Origin of the sequence: Arthrobacter sp. M4 (assembly GCF_020251205.1) — a bacterium.
Lineage (GTDB): Bacteria > Actinomycetota > Actinomycetes > Actinomycetales > Micrococcaceae > Arthrobacter.
The window spans coordinates 26,278-41,877 of the sequence record NZ_JAIWYX010000006.1 but is presented as its reverse complement, the minus strand read 5'-3'; the positions used below and the strand labels follow the sequence as shown (position 1 = coordinate 41,877).

Sequence of the window (15,600 nt, the reverse complement as noted above, 5' to 3'; positions counted from 1 at the left end):
GCGCGTCGAAAGCCCTACTTCTTCGGGCTTGCCTTGGATTCGATCACGAGCTTGCCGGAGATGATGTCCGACTTCAGGGAATCGAGTTCCTTCTTGGTGTCAGCCGAAACGGCGGAATCCAAATCGTGGAAGGGTGCGATCGCAACGCCGGAGTTCTTCAACGTGCCGACGTAGGCCTCGTTGGAGAACTTGCCGTCCTTGTCATCCTTCACCAGGGTCTCCACCGCCTCATCCATCTTCTTGATCACCGAAGTCAGCATGAGGTCCTTGTACTCGGGAGCCGTGAGGTAGCCATCGGAGTCAACCCAGATCAGTTTGACGTCCTTGCCCGCACCCTTGGCCTCGCGCAGAGCGGCGCCTGCGCCCTTGCCAACGGGTCCGGCCACAGGCATCACGATGTCGGCGCCCTGGTCCAGCAGGTTCTTGGTGACCTGCTTGCCGGTGTCCTGCTTCTCGAAGTCGCCGGTGAAGGAGCCATCCTGCGTGGCCTTGTCCCAACCGACCACGGCAACGTTCTTGCCTTTGGCCTTGTTGTAGGCCTGGACGCCGTCATAGAAGCCATCCATGAAAATGGTGACGGTGGGGATCTTGATACCGCCGAAAGTTCCGACCTTTCCGGTCTTGCTGACCGAAGCGGCCGCATAACCCGCCAGATAGGCGGCCTGGGCTGTGTCGTAGACCACCGGCTTGACGTTCGGAATGGGCTGCGAGTAGGCGAAGTCGATGATGGCGAAGTGCTTGTCCGTGTTCTTCCCGGCGGCGGCCTTGGTTGCATCACCGAGCAGGAACCCGACCGTGAAGGTCAGGTTGCAGCCTGCAGCGATCATGCCATTGAGGTTGGTTTCATAGTCGCTGTTGGCCTTGGATTCCGCCGACTTGACGGTGATTCCCAAGTCCTTCTCCGACTTCTTGATGCCCTCATACGAGGACTGGTTGAAGGACTGGTCGTCAAAGCCACCAGAGTCCGAAACAATGCAGCCGATGTAATTGCTGGCCGTGTTGGTGCCGCCGCCGGTGCTGGGCGGCGCTCCACAGCCGCTCAAAAGGAGTGCGGCAGCGCCCGCTGTTGCCATGCCTGCCATTGAACCGCGCTTAAGGGTGGAACGCAGTGAGTTTTTCAATTGTCCTCCAGGAAGAAAGAGTTCGCGCTACGACGGAGAATCAATGAGTGTCCGTTTCGATGCTCCATGGCAGAAATTCTGTTTTCACTGAATGGTTCGCAGCACCGCGCCTAGGCGCGTTGATATGACTAACACTAGTGGCGCAGACCACATAGGAGCATTACAAAAGCCCAACGATCCGAAGATCGTTGGGCTTTTGTTACCAATGAGTAGCCTAGTGTTTCCCTTTTGATCGGGATTTCTCCCGGACTATTCCTAGACGGCTAGATGTTCGCGTTTTCGGGTCCTTCATCCAAGTCGCGGATAGTCCGCAGGGCCGCCGCTGTCAGGACGCGCACACCGCAGCCAAGGGCCCGCTCGTCCACGATGTAGTCACCCCGGTGCAAATCGTATTCCTCGCCTCCAGGGGTCCGCGTACCCAGGCGCATCATGGCGCCCGGCAAATCGGCCAGGAACCACGCGAAATCCTCGCCCCCCATTGACTGCGGAGTAAGGACAACGGCGTGCCGGCCCAGTTCTGCCCGGGCTGCGGCTTCGATAATCGCCGTCTCTTCTTCCGAGTTCACTACGGGCGGTACACCCCGGACGTGTTCCAGGTGGACGGTTACCCCATAAGGCGCCGCGATCTCCTTGACAACGTCATCCAAGAGATCCCCAGCGCTCTGCCAGGCATCACGGTCCAGGCACCGCATGGTGCCTGCCATAAACCCCGTGGCCGGAATGGCGTTCGGAGCCGAACCAGCGTGAATCTGGCCCCACACCACTGACACGCCGCTACGGACATCCACACGGCGGGAAAGCACGGCGGGAACGTTGACGGCGATCTGCGCCAAGGCGAAAACAAGCTCTTCGGTCAAGTGGGGACGGGATGTATGCCCGCCACGTCCCGTGAGTTCCACCTTGATGGTGTCCGATGCCGATGTGATGGCACCGATGCGTGTGCCCACCTGGCCAACGTTGATCCTTGGGTCGCAGTGCAATGCCATGATCCGCGGAACCCCCTCCAGCACGCCCTGCTCAATGCAGGACAGGGCGCCGCCAGGCATGGTCTCCTCGGCAGGCTGGAAGATGATCCGGACAGTACCGCTGAGTGGCTCTTCCTGATGCATCCGCTGCAGCACGAGGGCAACACCCAGCACCGCTGTGGTGTGGATATCGTGGCCGCAGGCGTGCGTGACGCCATGGATCTTGGAGGCAAACGGCAAGCCGGTTTCCTCGATGATGGGCAGTGCGTCGATGTCGCCACGGATAGCGGTGGCGATGGGGCCCTGGCCGACGTCGACAATCAGGCCGGTGCCTTCGAGGCGGCGCGGCTTCAGTCCTACAGCTTCAAGCCGCTCGCAAAGCTTGTCCGTAGTGCGGAACTCCTGGAAGGAAAGTTCAGGGTGCGCGTGCAAGTCCCTTCGGAATTCGATGAGCTCGGGCAGGAGATCGTCCAGCCAGGGACCCACAACAGGGGTCGGTTCAGTTTCCGTTGTGTAATTGCGCACGGCACAACTCTAGCCACCCCTGGCGCCGCAGGACCGAAAGAATGCTATTAGTTACGCGTTTTCGGCCCTGCGAAGGGGATTTCCTAGAGGACGTCTGTGTCGCCGCTGGCCTTCAGCGCGTCCACCGCGCCCTTAACCCGCTGCGCGTGCTGCTTGGTGGTCACCAGGAGGGCGTCCGGGGTATCAACGATCACAACGTCCTTGATGCCGATGAGCGCGATGACCCTCTTGGTATCCGACACCACCACGCCGCTGGCGTTCTCTGTGAAGACGCGGGCGCCTTCGCCGAGCACAGTGACCTCATCCACTTCCTTGGCACTGTTAAGGCGTCCAATGGCAGCGAAGTCTCCAACGTCATCCCAAGTGAAAGTGCCGGGCACCACTGCTACATCACCGGCGGCGGCAGCAGGTTCCGCGACTGCATAGTCGATGGCGATCTTGGGGAGCGTCGGCCAAACCCGGGCCGTGACGTGGGCACGCCGCGGAGTGTCCCAGGCGGCGGCGATCTCCTGCAGCCCCGCAAAGAGTTCGGGCTGGTTGGCTTCCAAGTGCTTGAGCATCAGCGAGACCGGGGCGACGAACATACCCGCGTTCCACACGTAGTCGCCGGTCTCAAGGTACTTCTGTGCCACTTCCTCGCTGGGCTTCTCAACGAATTCGACGACGGCATGGGCATTGGGGGCCCCGTCGACGTCGAGTTCCCCGCCGGAGCGAATGTAGCCGAAGCCGGTGGACGGGTGCGTGGGCTTGATGCCGATAGTGACGATCTTCCCTTGGGCAGCCGTGTAAATAGCCTCACGGACCGTTTCCTGGAAAAGCTGGTCCGGGCTGATCACCTGGTCCGCCGCGAAGGACCCCATGATGATGTCAGGGTCCCGGCGGTGCAGAATGGCCGCGGCCAGTCCGATGGCGGCTCCGGAATCCTTCGGCTCGCTTTCCAGCACGAGGTCCGCATCGCGTAGCTCAGGCAACTGGCGGCAAACGGCTGTTCGGTGCGCCTCGCCTGTCACCACTAGGACGCGGCTACCGGCCAATGGCTCCAGGCGGTCATAGGTAGAGCGGAGCAGCGTGCTGCCCGAGCCCGTGAGGTCATGAAGGAACTTGGGGGCTGCTGCGCGCGACAACGGCCAAAGGCGGGTCCCCGTACCGCCCGCCGGAATGACCGCAAAAAAGCGGTTCAAAGGCGAGTCCTGGCCTGTCACGTTCTGAGTAGTCACGCTTTTTACTGTATCGGAACGGCGAAGACTAGCCAGATAGGCAGGCGTCCGGGAAGTGGACCAGACCGGTCCACTTCGAAGGAATGTGGCATTCGTCTCATAGGGCCGATGGAAACGCGCAGAAATAAAGCAATTCGGGCGGAATTCAAGGGAAACAAGCTCGTCCTAAATTGAATAAGCTCTGAGCGAAGCCTAGATTTGAGCCTGAGCTACGAGTGCTCTCGCAGCAGGCGTTTCCTCCGCGTGGATCCCATGCCGGCGCCGCTGCGTTGCAGGAAGGTTTAATCAGTGCCGACAAAACCAGCTGGCACCTTGTACCGCGGCCGTGAAGGCATGTGGTCCTGGGTTGGACACCGCATCACCGGTGTAGTGATCTTTTTCTTCTTGTTGGTCCATGTGCTGGACACCTCACTGGTGCGCGTGTCCCCTGAGGCCTACACAGCCGTCATCGGCGCATACAAGAACCCCCTGATGGCCCTGGGTGAGACGGGCCTTGTTGCCGCGATCCTCTTCCACGCCTTCAACGGCCTGCGCGTGATCGCTGTCGACTTCTGGAAGAAGGGCGCAAAGTACCAGCGCCAGATGCTGTGGATCGTGCTGGCAGTGTGGCTGGTCGTCTTCGCAGGCTTCGCCATCCGCCACCTGTCCCTCGCACTGGGAGGCCACTAAGCCATGACCGCCACCAACATCCAGAGCCCGCGCAGCGGACAGTCCGGTTCCGGGAAGATCGCACCCAAGTACCAGCGCAGCGGCAGCTCACGAAGCAACTTCGAGATGCTCGCCTGGCTGTTCATGCGCCTCTCCGGCGTTGTCCTGGTGGTACTCATCTTCGGCCACCTGTTCGTGAACCTGCTGGTGGGTGAAGGCATCCACGCCATCGACTTCGGCTTCGTCGCAGGCAAATGGGCCGATCCGTTCTGGCAGTTCTGGGACCTGGCCATGCTGTGGCTCGCAATGCTCCACGGCACCAACGGTGTCCGCACCATCATCAACGACTATGCGGAGAAGGACGCCAGCCGCTTCTGGCTCAAGGTGGTCCTGTATGCGGCCACTACCGTGATCGTCATTCTTGGCACCCTGGTGATCTTCACCTTCAACCCGTGCCCCGTCGTCGACGGCGTCCAGCTGCCCGGCGGCTTCTGCCCCAAGCCGTAGCGCCATCCGTTCCGCTGGCGCCCCACTGGGGCGAATCGGAACGCCCCGGGCGGACCTGGTCCGCCGACCAACAGTTTTTAGAGAGAAAGAGCATCCAGTATGCAGGTCCATAAGTACGACGTCGTGATCGTCGGTGCCGGTGGCGCTGGCATGCGCGCCGCGATCGAATCCGGTCAGCGTGCACGAACAGCGGTACTGACCAAGCTCTACCCCACCCGTTCCCACACCGGCGCCGCGCAGGGCGGTATGTGTGCAGCCCTCGCGAATGTCGAAGAGGACAACTGGGAGTGGCACACCTTCGACACCATCAAGGGCGGCGACTACCTGGTTGACCAGGACGCCGCCGAGGTCATGGCGAAGGAAGCAATCGACGCCGTTCTTGACCTGGAAAAGATGGGTCTGCCGTTCAACCGTACGCCGGAGGGCCGCATCGACCAGCGGCGCTTCGGTGGCCACACCCGCGACCACGGCAAGGCACCCGTTCGCCGCGCCTGCTACGCAGCAGACCGTACGGGCCACATGATCCTGCAGACCCTGTACCAAAACTGCGTCAAGCACAACGTCGAGTTCTACAACGAGTACTACGTCCTGGATCTGCTCCTGGTCGAAGAGGACGCAGTCCGCGAGGACGGCACCTCCTACAAGCAGAAGCGAGTGGCCGGCGTCGTGTCCTACGACCTCGCCTCCGGTGAGCTGCACGTCTTCCAGGCCAAGTCCGTAGTCTTCGCCTCCGGCGGTGCCGGCAAGGTCTTCAAGACCACCTCCAACGCCCACACCCTGACCGGTGACGGCATGGGCATCGCCTTCCGCCGCGGCATCCCTCTGGAGGACATGGAGTTCTTCCAGTTCCACCCGACCGGCCTGGCCGGCCTGGGCATCCTCCTTACCGAAGGTGCCCGCGGTGAAGGTGCCATCCTCCGTAACTCGGATGGTGAGCGCTTTATGGAGCGCTACGCCCCCACCATCAAGGACCTCGCGCCGCGTGACATCGTGGCACGTGCCATGGCCAACGAAGTCCGCGAAGGCCGCGGCTGCGGACCGAACAAGGACTACGTGCTCCTTGACCTGACGCACCTTGAGCCGGAACACATCGAAGCCAAGCTGCCGGACATCACCGAGTTCGCCCGCACCTACCTTGGTGTTGAGCCTTTCACCGATCCGGTGCCCGTGTTCCCCACTGCGCACTACGCCATGGGTGGCATCCCCACAAACATCACCACCGAAGTGCTGCAGGACAACGACACCACTGTGCCGGGCCTGTTTGCCGCCGGTGAAGTGGCCTGCGTGTCAGTCCACGGCTCTAACCGCCTAGGCACAAACTCCCTGCTGGACATCAACGTCTTCGGCAAGCGCGCCGGCGTCGCCGCCGCCGAGTACGCCAAGACGGCTGAGTTTGTTGAGCTCCCCGAGAACCCGGAAACCTTCACCCGATCCATGCTGGACGACTTGCTCAACGGCACCGGAACCGAGCGTGTAGCGCAGATCCGCAAGGAACTGCAGGACACCATGGACGCCAACATGCAGGTGTTCCGCACCAAAGAGTCCCTGCAGAGGGTGCTCAGCGACATCGCCGACTTCGAGAAGCGCTACAAGCAGGTCACGGTCCAGGACAAGGGCAAGCGCTTCAACCTGGACCTGCTGGAAGCTGTTGAACTCGGCTTCCTCCTGGACATGGCCAAGGTAATGACTGTTGGCGCCCTGCACCGCGAAGAATCCCGCGGCGGCCACTACCGCGAAGACTTCCCGGACCGCGACGACGAGAAGTTCATGAAGCACTCCATGGCTTACAAGGACGAATCCGTCACCGCCGAGTCCTCGGCCGAGTCCGTGGCTGGCATCCGCCTCGAGACGAAGCCCGTTGTCTTCACCCGTTACGAGCCGATGGAGCGTAAGTACTAATGACTACCGAAATGGCTGAGCCGGCCTCGAAGATCGAGCTGCCCGCAGGCGTCGGCGGCGGCGGCGAAATCCCCACGTTCAACATCACGCTTCGGGTCCGCCGCTACAACCCGGAGGTCTCCGAAGAGGCACGCTGGGACGATTTCAAGCTGACCATGTACGGCACGGACCGCGTGCTGGACGCCTTGCACAAGGTCAAGTGGGAAATCGACGGTTCCGTGTCGTTCCGCCGCTCCTGCGCCCACGGCATCTGCGGCTCCGACGCCATGCGCATCAACGGCCGCAACCGCCTGGCCTGCAAGACCCTCCTCAAGGACCTGGACACCACCAAGCCCATCACGGTGGAGCCCATCAAGGGCCTCCCCGTGGAGAAGGACTTGATTGTGGACATGGAACCGTTCTTCCAGTCCTACCGCGAGATCATGCCGTTCCTCATCTCCAAGGGCCACGAGCCCACCAAGGAACGCATCCAGTCCATCGAGGACCGTGAGCGCTTCGACGACACCACCAAGTGCATCCTGTGCGCCGCCTGCACCTCGTCCTGCCCGGTGTTCTGGACCGACGGCCAGTACTTCGGCCCGGCGGCCATTGTCAACGCGCATCGCTTCATCTTCGACTCCCGCGACGATGCCGGCGACATGCGCCTGGAGATCCTCAACGACAAGGAAGGCGTGTGGCGTTGCCGCACCACCTTCAACTGCTCCGAGGCCTGCCCCCGCGGCATCCAGGTCACCCAGGCTATCGCCGAAGTCAAGCAGGCCATCCTGGCCCGCAAGATGTAACGGACTGAAATTACGACGACGGCGCCGTTCACCGCGCAGGTGGACGGCGCCGTCGTCGTCTCCCGAGTTTGTGCAGATGATCCCCTAAATACACTCTTCAAGGGGCCTGAGCTACACAAAGTCCGGCGACTGAGAGAGGAAAGCAATGCACCACTCCGAGAAGATCTCCTTCCAAGGCAGCACAGGCGAGATGCTGGCAGGCATCCTCGACATTCCGGAGGGCCCCATTCGCGGCTGGGGCGTTTTCTCGCACGGTCTGACGCTCGGCAAGGACAGCCCCGCGGCCGCACGCATCTGCAAGGCGCTGGCTGACGACGGCGTCGGTATGCTGCGCTTCGACAACCTCGGCCTGGGCGGATCGGGCGGCGACTGGGCGGACAGCTCCTTCAGCCTCAAGGTTGCAGACACGGTCAAGGCTGCGGAGCATCTGGATGGACTGGGCCGACCGGCTTCATTGCTGGTGGGGCATTCCTTCGGTGGCGCCGCTGTGCTGTCGGCCGCCCTCAGCCTGCCCGGTGTCAAGGCCGTGGCCACCGTTGGGGCGCCGTTCCAGCCCAAGCATGCTGAGCATCTCTTCGACTCATCGATTGAGCGCATCCTCAGCGAGGGCAGCGCTGAAGTGGACTTCGGCGGCGGCAAGCGGCTCCAGGTTCGCCGCCACTTTGTGGAAGACCTCGAGAAAGCGGACCTGACGCACTGCATCCGCTCCTTGCACCGCCCCCTGATGGTGTTGCACTCCCCCACCGACAACACCGTAGGCATCGAGAACGCCAGCGACATCTTCCGTACCGCGAGGCACCCGCGCAGCTTCGTCTCAATCGAAGGCAGCGACCACTTGCTGACGGCGAAGGGACAAGCAGCCAGGGTGGCGCGGATCATCTCCGCGTGGTCTGACCAGTACCTGCACGCTGCGGAGTAGTCCGCAGCCAGGTTTCTGAGCCTAAGCTTCGGGCGGGCTGCCCTTTGTGGGGAAGCTCCGCAACTGCCGGTGCCTGGAGCCCAAGGTCTTGGGCGGCGTGTCCTCGGCTTGCTCGTCTGCCTCCCGCACTGCCGCCCAGGACGCGGAGACTAAGTAGACCTGGCTGATCAGATTGAACCAAATGAGCAGGCCGATGATGATCGCGAACGACGCGAGGATGGGGTTTGCTCCGGCCCGGGCCAAGAGTTCGGTGCTGAAAATCTGCAGGATAGTGGTTCCCACCCCTGCCAGTACTGTTCCCTCCACGAAGGCACGCCTCCCCAAGCGCAAGCCCCCGCCTAGGCGAAAGAGGATTGCCGCAGTCGCGCAATTCAGCAGAAGCGGGACCGCGGTGCGGACCAACCACGTCAGGGGACCGGCAACGGCTTCATCCAAGCGAAGCCAATCGATGACCCAGCCTGCCGCAGTACCAAAGACAATGGATGCACCGCCACTAACCACCAGGGCGACACCCAGCAGGAGGAGGGTGCCGGCGTCGATGGCTTTGACGAGCAGCGGATTCTGTTCCAGCGGGTCCACGCCAACCACTTCACGCAGGCCTTCGCGCAGTCCGGCTATCCAGCCGAGCGAGGAGAGGACAGTGACAGCAGCAGCGATAGCGGCTGTCCAGCCCAGCCCGGTGGGGTTGAGCAGCTCGTAGGGATCCACCAATCCGTCGGAGCCGGCGGTCTTCAGCAGGCCCGGCGCCAACGAGCTGATGCTTTCCACGGTGGAGTCCACCAGCCGGGGCTGACCGCGCAGAACTAACCCTGCCACCGAGAAACCTGTGGCGAGGAGACCGGTGATGGAGAAGAACATCGTAAAGCCAATGCCTGCGCTGAGAAGCGGTCCGTGGCGGAGGGAGTACAGCTTCCAGGCACGCATTGGGCGGAAAGTGTCCAGCCGCGCCAGCCACACGTTCAGCAGCGCCAGCCACTTCGCCGGCCCGGCGTTAGCCTGTCGCCTGGCCCGGCCCCAATCTACTTGGCGTTGAATGAGCCTCAGCTTGAGCTTGGAACGCTCAGTTGGAAGCGGGGCCTTGTCTTCCTGCCGCCGCCCGTTCCGCCGTACGTTGCGTGCCAGTATCCCCACCAAATTCCAGCTCTTCCCGTAGCTGCCAGATGCCGTTGCTGTCGTGCTCGTAGAGTCCCATGCTAGCCACAGGGAACGTGGCACTGTAATCCTTCAGGGCCGCTTCGGCCTCATCGAGGCTCTCCGGAGTGACGTCGTGGGCGATGGTGACATGCGGATGGTATGGGAAGGGAAGGTCCCTCTCGAGGGGTCCCGTTTGCAGTTGCTCATGCAGGTTGACGCACTCGCCGAAGCCGTCCTCCACCCTGATGAACACCACTGGAGAAACTGGCCGGAAGGACCCTGTCCCTGAGATGGTGACCGTAAACGGGGCCTGTTGCCGTGCTACTTCCCGGACATGGGCGATTGTGGCTTCCCAATCCTGGGTGGGAGTGGTGGTCACCAGGGTGATGTGGGCAGGGATGACCTCAGCCATTGGGTCCCCGAACGAGGCCCGCCACTCTTGCAGCTCGCGGGCAACGTCCTCCGGGAACCCGAGGATGACACCAATGCAGATGCTGTCCCCGGAACCGCAGTCAGTGTGGACAGCCCCGGGAATCCCAGGTGCCGTCACGGTGTCCCGCCTGCCTGTGGAGCGCATGCGCCTAGTGGCTTCCCGCTGCTCCGCCGTAGGGCAGGAAGCCCATCTTGGCATAAACGTCCCTGAGCGTTGCTGAGGCAATTTGACGGGCCTTGTCCGCGCCGTGGGCCAGCAAACGGTCCAGCTCTGCCGGGTCTGCCAACAGCTCGTTAGCGCGGTTCCGAATCGGCGTGAGGTGTTCGACGACGGCCTCGGCAAGGTCCACTTTCAGGTGGCCATACATCTTGCCCTGGTAGTCCGCGACGATCTGTTCCACGGGACGTCCAGTGACTCCGGAGAAGATGGTCAGCAGGTTGGAGACGCCGGGCTTGGACTCGCGGTCGAATCGAATCTCGGTCTCGGTGTCAGTGACGGCCGATTTGATTCGCTTCGCGGTGATCTTGGGGTCGTCCAGCAGGTTAATGAGGCCTGCGGGAGACTCGGCAGACTTGGACATCTTGCCGCCCGGGTTCTGCAGGTCGTAGATCTTGGCGGACTCCTTCTGGATGAAGGCCTCCGGTACCACGAATGTTTCGCCGAAACGGGAGTTGAAGCGGTTGGCCAGATCCCTGCTGAGCTCCACGTGCTGGCGCTGGTCCTCGCCCACTGGAACGCCGTGGGGCTGGTACAGGAGGATGTCAGCGGCCTGCAGGATGGGGTACGTAAACAGACCCACGCTTGCCTGGTCCGAGCCATGCCGCAGCGACTTGTCCTTGAACTGCGTCATCCGGGAAGCCTCGCCGAAGCCGGTGATGCAATTCAGCACCCAGGCAAGCTGTGCGTGCTCAGGCACCTGGGACTGGACGAACAGCGTGCACTTGTCAACGTCCACGCCACCTGCGATGTACTGGGCGGCGGTAACACGGGTGCGCTGGGCCAGTTCCCTGGGGTCCTGCGGAACCGTGATGGCATGTAGGTCCGGGATGAAGAAAACGGCGTCGTACTCGTCCTGCATGCGGACCCAATTGACCAGTGCGCCAAGGTAATTGCCCAGGTGCAGGGAATCAGCCGACGGCTGCATGCCGGAAAGGATACGGTGCTTGGCACCTGTGGCCGTGGTGGCAGGACGTGCGGGAAGGTCCTCGGGAGCCGGGGTTTCAGTGGTGGTTGGCGAAGTCATAAGGAAAGGAACTTTCGGTTCTTAGAGCCGGTAGTCGACTACCAGCGGAGCGTGGTCGGAGAAGCGGGTGTCCCACGACGCAGCCCGGTCCACGACGGCCGCGACTGCAGCGTCGGCGAGTGCCGGAGTGGCCATGTGGTAGTCGATGCGCCAGCCTGTGTCCGTGTCAAAGGCCTTTCCGCGCTGCGACCACCAGGTGTAGGGGCCGCTGACAGTACCCGCCAGGCCCCTGTGGACGTCCCTCCATCCGATCTCGTCGCCGAAGAAACGGTCAAAGTAGGCGCGTTCTTCAGGCAAAAAGCCCGCACGCTTGGTGTTGCCCTTCCAGTTCTTGATATCCAGCTCCGTGTGGCCGACGTTGAGGTCACCCACCACCAACGCGTGGTCGCTGTGCTTCGAGAGCTCCGGGAGGCGCTTGACCATCACGTCCAGGAAGCGGTACTTGTCCACTTGTTTGGGGGTGTCCACTTCGCCCGAATGCACGTAGGCGCTGACCACGGTCAACGTGGTGTTTACCCCGCCACCGTTCTGGAAGGCGTAATCGGCTTCGACCCAGCGGCCTGCCGTCGCGAAGTAGTCATCACCGATGCCTACCCGGGTCTCGGTGGGCTCCAGGCGGGAAGCGATTGCCACACCGGCGCGGCCTTTGTCTTCCGCCTCGGCGTGCAGGATGTGCCAGCCTTCGCCGATGAGCTTGCGCACTATGTCATCCGGAGCCCGGACTTCCTGCAGGCACAGGATGTCTACTTCGCGCGGCTCGAGCCACTCGCCCATGCCTTTTTTGTAGGCGGCGCGAAGCCCGTTGACGTTGACCGTTGCGATGCGAAGGAAATCCTTCTTCAATGCCGAGCTCACCCGCTCTACTCTAGTCGATGATGGTTCCGCTCACCGGCTCGTCTCCGCCGTCAGCAGACTTGAGCATGTCACGGGCGTTGCTCACCGTGATGGCGATCGTTTCCAAGGCTCGGTTGATGGTGTCCTGGTTGGCGTTGGGCTTGGCCCGTTCTTCCTCAACCACACGGACCTGCACCTGGACGATCTTGAAGGAATGGTCCAGCTTAAGGTCGCGGACGGCGTCCGCTTCAGTGCGTTCCGTAACCACGCGGGTGCCGCCGTGGTCCGCGGAGGACGACGACGGGCCGCGTCCGGCAGCGGACGTGAACGCATCGCGGGCCTCGGCAAACTTGGCACCTGCACGCTTGGCAGCGCGGCGAATGCCCAAGACGACGAATGTGGCCAGCGCGAGCCAGCCGAAGGACACAACGGCGACAATCCAACCAATGACGTCGTTCTGGTTGGCAGCAAAGATCACGGCCACGATGAACGCGATGATCACCACTGTCATGCCCAGCCCGCCGATGCGGAAGCCTGCGAAAGGACCCCGCGGGCCACTGCTGCCAGGAAGGGAAGACCGGGAGTCGCCAAGAGATTGCATAGGGTCTATTGTCGCAAACCCACAATGCCGTTCAGGACGCTTCCACCGGCGGCGAACAGCGCCGCCGTCGTTATTTGAGGAACAGCGCCCTCAACCGGGACGTCGTGAGGACGATGCCTACGACGATCATGACCAGGTAGTAGGCCACGTGGATGGCGGTTGCGGGGGTGAACTGGCCGATGCTGATTTGGCGCAGCAGTTCAACACCGTGCCAAAGGGGCATGACCTGGACCAGCCACTGGATGTACTGCGGATAAACGCTCAACGGATAGAACGTGGCGCTGAACAGGAACATGGGAAGGAGGAAGAAGTTGATCCAGTCCATCTGCTGGAAGGTCTTCATGAAGCTGGTGATGCCCATGCCGAAACTGGCGAAACCGAAGGCGATGAGCACCGATGCGGGAATGATGAGGACTGCCCAGGCGGTGGTAATGAGCCCCATGGCGGCCATAACCATGGTGAATCCCGTGGCGTAAAGCAGTCCGCGCAGCAAGGCCAGGAAGATCTCCCCCATGGCTACGTCCAGGGGTCCCAGTGAGGTATACAGCATCCCTTGGTACAGCTTGGCGAAATTCATCTTGAAAAAGACGTTCCACGTGGAGTCGTAAATGGCTCCGTTCATTGCCGACACAGCAAGCAGGGCTGGCGCTATATACGCCGCATAGCTGATCTCCTGACCGCCGGGGCCTGCAACAGATCCAACAATCGGGCCAAGGCCCACGCCCATGGAAATCAGGTACAGCACCGGCTCGAAGAACCCGGAGACCAGCACCAGCCAGGTACTGCTCCGTGCGGCCATAAGCCCACGCGACACAACGGCCCGTGAATTCCGCGAATAGAGCGGACCGAACGTGCGTTCCCGCACCCGGTCCGTGACGCTCCGCGCACCAGCTGCAGCGCTCATCGCCTCAGGCCCCCATCCGGACAACGAAGCGGCGGCGCGTGAGGATCCAGCCGGCAACCGTGGCCACGATGAGGAAAACTACGTGGGCCAGGGTCAGCAGCGGGCTTTCCTCCATGCCGTAACTGAACACGCGGCCAAGCTCTGTGCCGTGCCATACGGGCGAAATCCAGCCAATCCAGCGGACGGCCAAGGGCAGGGAATCCAAGGGAAAGAACGTCCCGGAGAACAGGAACAGGGGCACCACAATGAATCGCTGGACCAAGGCGAACTGCCCGGAATCTTTGGTCAGGGATGCGGCATAGGCCATAAGCGGAAGGCCGAATGCCAGGCCTGAGACGGTTCCCACCACCGCGGTGAGCCAACCCCAAGGTCCTGGAGCCGCACCAAACATCACCACGATGGCGAAGTACGCCAGGGACTGCAGCAGGATCCGCAGCCCGCAGGCAAGGATGTGGCCGGTGGCGATCTGCTCCGGAGCCAGCGGTGAGGCGTGCGGTCCGTAGTACACCCGCCGCCACTTGAAGCCGTCCATCACCGGGTAGGAGAACTCGCCCGACGCCGTCATGACGGCAGCGGAGACAACCAGCGCCGGGGCGACAAATGCGAGATAGCCGACGCCACCAAAGGCTGCGCTGCCGTTGGCATCCACGAGGCTGGCTAGGCCAACACCCATGGCAAGGAGGTAGGCAACTGGTTGGGCAACGCTGTAAAGGAAGACGGACCAGCCGTACTTCGCCAACACCCGAAGCCAGTGTTCCGCGTAGTAGAGCGAGCCCCAGCGCCGGGCCTTTGCGGCGGACACCGCGGGAGAATGTGCCCTCTGAATGGACCTGCCCGTCTCACTCATATTCGGCACCTCAATCCACCAGGCTCCGCCCGGTCAGCCGAAGGAAAACATCCTCAAGCGTTGAGCGGCGCACCAGCGAGGTCAGCGGGCGCAAGCCGCGGGCTGACACCTGCTCAAGGGACTCTTCACCGTCGTAGGAATAGACCAGCACGCGGTCCGGCAGGACTTCCAACCGCTCGCCAATACCTTCCAGATGCGAGGCGATGGACGAGTTCCGTTCCGAGCCAAAGCGCAGTTCCAGGACCTCCCGGGTGGAGTACTGGCGGATCAGGCTGGCCGGCGTGCCTTCCGCCATGATGCGTCCTTTGTCCACCACGATCAGCCGGTCGCAGAGTTGCTCGGCCTCATCCATGTAGTGCGTGGTCAAAATCAGGGTGACGCCCTGCTCCTTCAGGCGAAACAGCCGGTCCCAGAGCGTGTGACGTGCCTGCGGATCCAGTCCGGTGGTCGGCTCGTCCAGCAAGAGGATGCGTGGCTCATTGATCAGGGAGCGGGCGATCGTCAACCTGCGTTTCATGCCGCCCGACAAAGCGTCTACACGCGACGTCGCCTTGTCCGTCAACTGTGCGAAGGCAAGCAACTCATCCGCCTTTGGCCGCAGGTAGCTCATGGGCAGCCCAAAGTACCGGCCGTACACCAGAAGGTTGTCGCGGACTTTGAGTTCCTCGTCCAGGTTGTCCTGCTGAGGCACGACGCCCAGGTGCGCGCGAACCTCCGGACCGTTCGACTCCGGGTCGAGTCCCAGGATGCTGAGCCGCCCGGATGTCCTTTGAGTGACGCCGCCGATCATCTTCATGGTGGTTGATTTTCCGGCGCCGTTAGGGCCCAGCAGCCCAAACGACTCCCCCGCCGTGACCTCAAAGGAGATGGCGTTGACGGCGACCAGGTCACCGTAGGTTTTTGTCAGGTTTTCGGCACTGATGACCGCGGAGCTGTTCATCGGGAAGCGGGCTGACGTCGAAGCGGAGCGGATTGCTTCATTGTGCACCTTCAGCACACTAGTGGAGCCTTGGAACGCGTG

16 protein-coding genes are annotated in these 15,600 nt (G+C 62.3%); 5 read left to right on the top strand and 11 right to left on the bottom strand.

Annotation, left to right across the window (positions count from 1 at the left end):
* Nucleotides 1-14 precede the first annotated feature (14 nt).
* From LD110_RS11925 to LD110_RS11915, 3 genes are all read right to left on the bottom strand, one after another.
* Nucleotides 15-1,082, bottom strand: coding sequence for a BMP family protein (locus LD110_RS11925; RefSeq protein WP_225499267.1), 1,068 nt, complete (start codon nt 1,080-1,082; stop codon nt 15-17).
* A 302-nt stretch (nt 1,083-1,384) separates the two neighbouring features.
* Nucleotides 1,385-2,611: an amidohydrolase gene (locus tag LD110_RS11920; protein ID WP_225499039.1), complete on the bottom strand. Its 1,227-nt coding sequence runs from the start codon at nt 2,609-2,611 to the stop codon at nt 1,385-1,387.
* 83 nt (nt 2,612-2,694) lie between these two features.
* The gene (locus LD110_RS11915; RefSeq protein WP_374200338.1) at nt 2,695-3,813 is read right to left on the bottom strand and encodes a mannose-1-phosphate guanylyltransferase; all 1,119 of its coding nucleotides are present in this window, start codon (nt 3,811-3,813) and stop codon (nt 2,695-2,697) included.
* Between the two features lie 303 nt (nt 3,814-4,116).
* On the opposite strand from LD110_RS11915, the gene sdhC reads away from it, so the two are divergent.
* From sdhC to LD110_RS11890, 5 genes are all read left to right on the top strand, one after another.
* A complete protein-coding gene (sdhC, locus tag LD110_RS11910; protein WP_225499037.1) occupies nt 4,117-4,497 on the top strand; it encodes a succinate dehydrogenase, cytochrome b556 subunit in 381 nt (126 codons plus the stop codon).
* Between the two features lie 3 nt (nt 4,498-4,500).
* On the top strand, nt 4,501-4,983 hold the full coding sequence (locus tag LD110_RS11905) for a succinate dehydrogenase hydrophobic membrane anchor subunit (protein WP_225499036.1): 483 nt from the start codon (nt 4,501-4,503) through the stop codon (nt 4,981-4,983).
* Between the two features lie 99 nt (nt 4,984-5,082).
* Nucleotides 5,083-6,882, top strand: coding sequence for a succinate dehydrogenase flavoprotein subunit (gene sdhA, locus LD110_RS11900; protein WP_225499035.1), 1,800 nt, complete (start codon nt 5,083-5,085; stop codon nt 6,880-6,882).
* On the top strand, nt 6,882-7,664 hold the full coding sequence (locus LD110_RS11895; RefSeq protein WP_225499034.1) for a succinate dehydrogenase iron-sulfur subunit: 783 nt from the start codon (nt 6,882-6,884) through the stop codon (nt 7,662-7,664). The genes sdhA and LD110_RS11895 overlap by 1 nt, the downstream gene beginning before the upstream one ends.
* 145 nt (nt 7,665-7,809) lie before the next feature.
* A complete protein-coding gene (locus LD110_RS11890) occupies nt 7,810-8,583 on the top strand; it encodes a S9 family peptidase (protein WP_225499033.1) in 774 nt (257 codons plus the stop codon).
* Between the two features lie 21 nt (nt 8,584-8,604).
* Here the strand turns inward: LD110_RS11890 and LD110_RS11885 are convergent, their stop codons facing one another.
* The 8 genes from LD110_RS11885 to LD110_RS11850 form a co-directional block, all read right to left on the bottom strand.
* Nucleotides 8,605-9,507: a YihY/virulence factor BrkB family protein gene (locus LD110_RS11885; protein ID WP_225499032.1), complete on the bottom strand. Its 903-nt coding sequence runs from the start codon at nt 9,505-9,507 to the stop codon at nt 8,605-8,607.
* A 136-nt stretch (nt 9,508-9,643) separates the two neighbouring features.
* Nucleotides 9,644-10,294, bottom strand: a complete 651-nt coding sequence (locus LD110_RS11880; protein ID WP_225499031.1) for a 2'-5' RNA ligase family protein — start codon at nt 10,292-10,294, stop codon at nt 9,644-9,646.
* 4 nt (nt 10,295-10,298) lie between these two features.
* Nucleotides 10,299-11,393 (bottom strand): tryptophan--tRNA ligase, encoded by a 1,095-nt coding sequence (gene trpS / locus LD110_RS11875; protein WP_225499030.1) that lies wholly within the window; start codon nt 11,391-11,393, stop codon nt 10,299-10,301.
* Between the two features lie 21 nt (nt 11,394-11,414).
* Entirely contained in the window at nt 11,415-12,248 is an 834-nt protein-coding gene (locus LD110_RS11870) for an exodeoxyribonuclease III (RefSeq protein ID WP_225499029.1), read from the bottom strand.
* Between the two features lie 10 nt (nt 12,249-12,258).
* Nucleotides 12,259-12,828 carry a hypothetical protein gene (locus LD110_RS11865; RefSeq protein ID WP_225499028.1) on the bottom strand — a complete coding sequence of 190 codons (570 nt, stop codon included), beginning with the start codon at nt 12,826-12,828 and terminating at the stop codon, nt 12,259-12,261.
* 70 nt (nt 12,829-12,898) lie between these two features.
* A complete protein-coding gene (locus LD110_RS11860) occupies nt 12,899-13,732 on the bottom strand; it encodes an ABC transporter permease (protein WP_225499027.1) in 834 nt (277 codons plus the stop codon).
* Between the two features lie 4 nt (nt 13,733-13,736).
* Entirely contained in the window at nt 13,737-14,579 is an 843-nt protein-coding gene (locus LD110_RS11855; RefSeq protein WP_225499026.1) for an ABC transporter permease, read from the bottom strand.
* A gap of 10 nt (nt 14,580-14,589) precedes the next feature.
* Nucleotides 14,590-15,519 carry an ABC transporter ATP-binding protein gene (locus tag LD110_RS11850; protein WP_225499266.1) on the bottom strand — a complete coding sequence of 310 codons (930 nt, stop codon included), beginning with the start codon at nt 15,517-15,519 and terminating at the stop codon, nt 14,590-14,592.
* Nucleotides 15,520-15,600: the final 81 nt, after the last annotated feature.